Source organism: Sphingomonas sp. 66-10, from assembly GCF_001897045.1.
Lineage (GTDB): Bacteria > Pseudomonadota > Alphaproteobacteria > Sphingomonadales > Sphingomonadaceae > Sphingomonas > Sphingomonas lycopersici.
In genome coordinates this window covers 1-5,554 of record NZ_MKRR01000116.1, presented here as the reverse complement: position 1 = coordinate 5,554, position 5,554 = coordinate 1, and the positions used below count along the sequence as shown (strand labels likewise).

5 protein-coding genes are annotated in these 5,554 nt (G+C 62.3%); 1 reads left to right on the top strand and 4 read right to left on the bottom strand.

The window, feature by feature from the left end; all coding sequences use genetic code 11:
- Positions 1-900: strawberry notch family protein (locus BGN95_RS12685; protein ID WP_286772819.1), on the top strand; the 900-nt coding region annotated here is incomplete at its 5' end.
- Positions 901-944: 44 nt separating this feature from the next.
- Here BGN95_RS12685 and BGN95_RS12680 read toward each other — a convergent pair.
- From BGN95_RS12680 to BGN95_RS12665, 4 genes are all read right to left on the bottom strand, one after another.
- Positions 945-1,949: a site-specific integrase gene (locus BGN95_RS12680; RefSeq protein WP_036529394.1), complete on the bottom strand. Its 1,005-nt coding sequence runs from the start codon at positions 1,947-1,949 to the stop codon at positions 945-947.
- Positions 1,946-3,301: a tyrosine-type recombinase/integrase gene (locus tag BGN95_RS12675; protein ID WP_066212557.1), complete on the bottom strand. Its 1,356-nt coding sequence runs from the start codon at positions 3,299-3,301 to the stop codon at positions 1,946-1,948. Before BGN95_RS12675 ends, BGN95_RS12680 begins: the two co-directional genes overlap by 4 nt.
- Complete coding sequence (locus BGN95_RS12670; protein ID WP_066212555.1) at positions 3,298-4,530, bottom strand: site-specific integrase; 1,233 nt, start codon at positions 4,528-4,530, stop codon at positions 3,298-3,300. The genes BGN95_RS12675 and BGN95_RS12670 overlap by 4 nt, the downstream gene beginning before the upstream one ends.
- A 90-nt stretch (positions 4,531-4,620) precedes the next feature.
- Positions 4,621-5,554: strawberry notch family protein (locus tag BGN95_RS12665; RefSeq protein ID WP_286772818.1), on the bottom strand; the 934-nt coding region annotated here is incomplete at its 5' end.

The window sequence follows — 5,554 nt, the reverse complement described above, 5'->3', positions numbered from 1 at the left end:
GCGTGCGAGCGCGACCTCAAGGGCACCTTCGCGCCCAACCCGGCCGGTGACCAGCTGCGCGAGGATGCCGAAGGGGCTGTCTATCGCGCCGGCTTCTTCATCGCGGACGGGACCGGCGTCGGCAAAGGCCGGGAAGGGGCGGGCATCATCCTCGACCAATGGAATAGAGGACGGCGTCGGGCCATCTGGATTTCCCGCAGCTCGGCCCTCATCGAAGATGCCCGGCGTGACTGGAGCGCGCTCGGCGGCCTGCCCATCGATATCCAGCCGCTCGACGCCTTCCCGCTGGGTGAGGCCGTCAGCATGGACAGCGGCATCCTCTTTCTCACCTACGCGACCCTGCGTTCGCAACGCCACGACCGGGCGTCGCGCCTTCAGCAGCTGCTCGACTGGGCGGGTGCCGATTTCGAGGGGGTGATCCTGCTCGACGAATCCCATGCGCTCGGCAACGCCGCGGGCACCGAGACCGACTTCGGCGTGGCAAAGGGCTCCGAGCAGGGATTGGCCGGTGTCCGCCTGCAGAATGCATTGCCACGATCCCGGGTTATCTATGTCTCGGCAACGGGCGCCACCAAGCCCGAAAACCTGAGCTATACGGCGCGGCTAGGCCTGTGGGGTCCGGGCACCGCGTTTCAGGACCGCGATGCATTCCTCGCTGCGATGGAAGAAGGCGGCATCGCGGCGATGGAGATCGTGGCGCGCGATACCAAGGCGATGGGCCTCTATACCGCTCGCGCCCTCAGCTTCGCCGGCGTCGAATATGACCCGCTCGAGCATAAGCTCACCCCCGACCAGATAGCGATCTACGATGCCTATGCCGATGCATGGGCGATCTTATGGCGAGCTGCGCATAAGATCGTTTATCGCGAGGAAGCGGTAATGCGAAGGAACGCGGCGTAGGCCTGCGACGCTGCGGAGCATTTCGCCACGTCCTTCACATTATTCTACAGGGTGTCGAGCCATTCCATCAGACTGGCATCTCGCTTCCACGAAGGTGGCACGTTGCTCGCCGCCGGGGCGCAGACCTGTTCCAGCGCCTTGCGTTTGGTCTCCAGATTGGCCTGAGCATAGTGATTGGTCGTATCGAGGCTGACGTGCCCGAGCCAACTGCGGATGACGGTGATATCGACCCCGGCGGCAACGAGGTGGACGGCGGTCGCGTGCCGGAAGCTGTGAGGCGTAACGTGTTTTGACTGGAGGGTCAGCGTCGATTTCGCGGCTTGTCCCACGTAAGCGTTGAGCTTGAACCGCACGCCTGAGGCTCCGAGCGGTTCACCGTATCGATTGACGAAGATCCGTTCATCGGGCGCACGCGGCTGTCGCTCCAGCAGCTTCCTGAGCAATGCCACGGTTTCTGGCCAGAGCGGGCAGATGCGTTCCTTGCGCCCCTTGCCGTAAAGACGAACGAAGTTCGGTGCATCGAACCGGATTGCTCCGGGACAGAGGTCGAGCGCCTCCTGGATTCTCGCACCACTGTTGTAGAGGAACGAGAGCAGTACATGGTCGCGCAGCCCTTCGAGTGTCGATCGGTCGGGCTGGGCGAGTATGGCCTCGACCTCCTCGGGCTCGAGGTAATACGGCGCGGGGGTGGGCTCCCGCTTCAACGGTACAGCCAGTACCTCTGAGCACTGCGCGATGTATTCCGGATTTTTGTCCGCCACGAAGCTGAAGAAGCTGCGGATGGCGGCCAGTCGGCAGTTCCGCGTGCCGATCGTGGTCTTGCGGCCATGCTCGGTATGATGAAGGAACGCGCGCACCTCGCCGGCCGAGACGTCGGTGAGCATCAGTCGCGCAACCCCGCAGCCTTTTCGCTCCGCGACGAACCGAAGCAGCAGCCGCCAGGCGTCGCGATAAGAGCGGATCGTGTGGATTGACGCGCTGCGCTGCTCGGCCAGCCACTCCTGGAAGAACGCCCGCAACAACGCGGGCAAGGGATTGCCTTTCTTCATAGCCGTACCTCCATGCCGAGGCACGGGGCGCCGAGCGCGCGGAACCGTTCACTGGCTTCCTGTAACAGCTCCTGCGTGACGGTGATGTAGACCAGCGTGGAGTGAAGATCCCGGTGGCCCATGTAAGTTGATAGGAAGTGCAGCTTTTCCTGCGGGTTAATGCCGGATCGGTACCATTGGAGGATTCGATTCACCACCATCGAGTGACGCAGGTCATGAACACGAGGTCCCGTTCGCCCCGAAGCAGGTTTGAGCCCAGCACGACGCATGACGTTGGTGATCATCGTTGTTACCGCCTCGGGACTGTAGCGGCCATTAAAGTGAGCATGCCAGAACAGCCCTGATTGCAGGTCCTGAGACGCGCCGGCGCGCCGCCTTGCATCGATGTAGGCGTGCAGCTCAACCAGGACGCTGTTGGATAGCGGCAATATCCTGGTCTTGTAGAACTTCGTTTCCCGGATCGTGATCGTGCCCGCTTGCAGGTCCACGTCACCAAGATCGAGCCATGCCAGTTCGCTTCGCCGTAGCCCGGCGCAATAGGCCAGCATTATCATGGTGTAGAGGGTCAACGGCCGCAGCGGAGCGTCCGGCGACGGATAAGTCCGGGCGGTATCGAGCATACGCCGAACGTCAGCGGGGCTGAAGATATGCGGACGCCTATGGTCACGCCTGATTTCCGTCTCAGGCCGGATGTTGAACGGCTTCGGTGGGATGGTCGGATCAAGGCGGAACCGCGCTTTGGTCAGGATGCGCGCTAGCTTCTGGCATTCCGCCGCGTGGTTGCGGGTCGGCTTGGCAGCCGCCCAACTCGTAAGCATTGCCTCAAGTGGTTTCTTTGCTAGCTCCGGATGGACCTGAAGGAACCGATCGAACCGCAGCAGCCAGTGAGCTTGTGCTTCATATTGATATCCCCTGCTGCGCATCAGCATGACATGGTCGCGCATGAAGTCCCCCAGTACGCTGCCGAAGGGCACCGGCCGTCGTAACGCGGCCAAGGCCTCGTCGGGATTGGGCGAAGCCAGCGCCCTCCAGATCGGCTTGTTTTGTTTGACGTTGTACTGACTGCGCAACAACGCGATGGGGTTGTTGGCGATCCGCCCGATTTCCACGAGGTGGTCGAGGAAGCGATCCACGATGCAGACCTGGTTAAGCAGCGTCCGCAAGCGCCAACGCTTTTCCATGTCTCTCAGCCAGGCGGTGAGCATCTGCCGGTCAACCGCCGGATGACACCGGGCTGCATCCTCGAAGCTGCGAAGGAACCAGCGATACGTTGGCCTGCTTCCCGACCGGAACTGCGATTTTTCCAGGAAGATATTGACGAGGGTGCGATCGGGATCGTGCCAAGCGCTCATGACAGCACCTCCGTTCCCGGTACATCGAGCGCCACGGCTCGGAGATCATCTGTCGCCAGCTTGAGGTAGGTATTGGTGGATTCGGTGGATCGATGCCCAAGCAGGTCGCCGATCAGTTTTTGCGGCACAGACGCCCGCAGCATTTCGACCGCACGCGCGTGGCGGAAGACATGCGGCCCCCGCTTTCCTGACGGCTTGACGCCTGCGGCCGCCAACCGGCTGCGGACCATACCGTACAGGTTTGTCATTGCGATGTAGGGCGCGAGGGTTCGGATGAAGATTTCCCGGACCTCGACCTGCGGGCGCCCAAGTCGGAGATAGCCAAGGAGGGCTTCACCGACAGGCACCAATAGCGGCAGGTAGGAGTACGCATTGGTCTTGGTATGGCGGATGCGCAGGAATTCCCCGTGCCAGTTCACGTCTTCGAGGCGAAGCCGGCAAATCTCACCTTCGCGCAACCCATATGTGGCAAGTAACTGAAGTATCGCATAATCGCGTAGTCCCCGCGGCGATTTGTCCATCCTCGTTGTCGCCAGCACTGCGACGATTTGCTCGTTGTCCAGCGTCGAGGGCACATCTTCGTAGGCATAGAGCATGGGGCCGATGATGTGCGGCGTGAGATCGGCCGGAACGCGCCCCGTTCGATGCAGATAGCGCACCACCGAGCGGAGACGCTCAGCGACATCGGCTAATGATTTTCGCCGTAAGCCCGGCGCGCGCATGTCCATGTAGAGATCGACATCCACGACGCTCAATGTCTGGAGACTGCCAGCACCGCCGCGGTCGAACTGCCATCGCAGGAAGTTTCGGGCCTCCCACATAAGCGCCGCAATGGTCGCATTTGCTAAGCCGCGCTCCTCGCGCAGCCATGCCTCGTACTCGCAGCAGATCGCCTGTCGGACTGCGGCATCCGGACCGATCAGCTCCGCCTCAGGGGGCCATTTGCCTTGGGCAAGGCGAAGGAGCTTGGCGATCGCAGTGCGCGGCAACATATGCCAGCGCACGCTGGGCAGCCGACCATACTCGGCCGCAAAGTCCCGCGCTGCATAGGCAAAATATTGAGCAACCTGCGCCGGCGTCACAGTGGCGACTTGGATATCGCACTCGGCCAGATAATCGAGAAACGCGCGTGCGTAGAGGCGATGGTTCGCTACGACCACCGGGTTGTAATTCTGCGTCGTGAGCAAATTCGAAAGTTCGGCGATCAGTTCGTCGTGTAATTTCAGCATGATTGACTCCTCAGCTGGTCCAGAGACCGCCGAGGTTCGCAATCAAAATAATGCGCAGCAACTTCGTGCCGCACCCCTGGAATCCCGCGCCTACGCCGCGTTCCTTCGCATTACCGCTTCCTCGCGATAAGCGATCTTATGGCGAGCTGCGCATAAGATGGACCAGGCATCGGCATAGACGTCGTAGATGGCGACCTGATCGGGCGTCAGCGCATGTTCGAGGATCTCGTACTCTACGCCCGCGAAGGAAAGGGCGCGCGCGGTGTAGAGACCCAGTGCCTTCAGGTCGCGCGCGACAAGTTCCATGGCCGCGATCCCGCCCTCGCGGATGTCGGCGACGAAGGCCTCGCGGTTGGCGAACGCGGTTTCGGGTCCCCACAGACCCAGCCTTGTTGCATAGGCGAGGTTGTTGACGTCCGAAGCGCCGGTGGCCGAGGCATAGAGCACACGGGCACGCGGCAGGAGATTTTGCAGGCGAACCCCGGCCACGCCCTGTTCCGATCCCTTGACCTTGCCTCGCGAGCCTTCGCCACCGGCCGCGTTGGCCATGGCGTGCGCTTCATCGAAGACCAGCACGCCGGAGAAATCTTCACCCGCCCACGCGAGAATCTGATCAAGTCGCGTCGCATCGTTCCGGCCTGATCGCAGCGTCGGATAGGTGACGAAGAGAATACCATCGCCCATCGCCACCGGGGCGCCCAGTTTCCAGGTGGCCAGAGGCTGGATGTCGATGGGAAGGCCCCCCAACGCGGTCCAGTCCCGCCGCGCATCCTCGAGCAGTGCCTCGTTCTTCGATACCCAGATATGCCTGCGCTCGCCGCTTAGCCAGCGGTCGAGGATGACGCTGGCAACCTGCCTGCCCTTCCCCGCGCCGGTGCCATCGCCCAGAAAGTAGCCCATGCGGTAGGCCGCGCCCTCGGCATCGGAGGCGAGTGCGCAGCCCTTGTCTTCGGGGCGGAACTTGCCCGGCAGATCGCGCGCATGGGCGCTCGCAGCGTAGATCAGCGTTTCGGCCTGTGCTGCG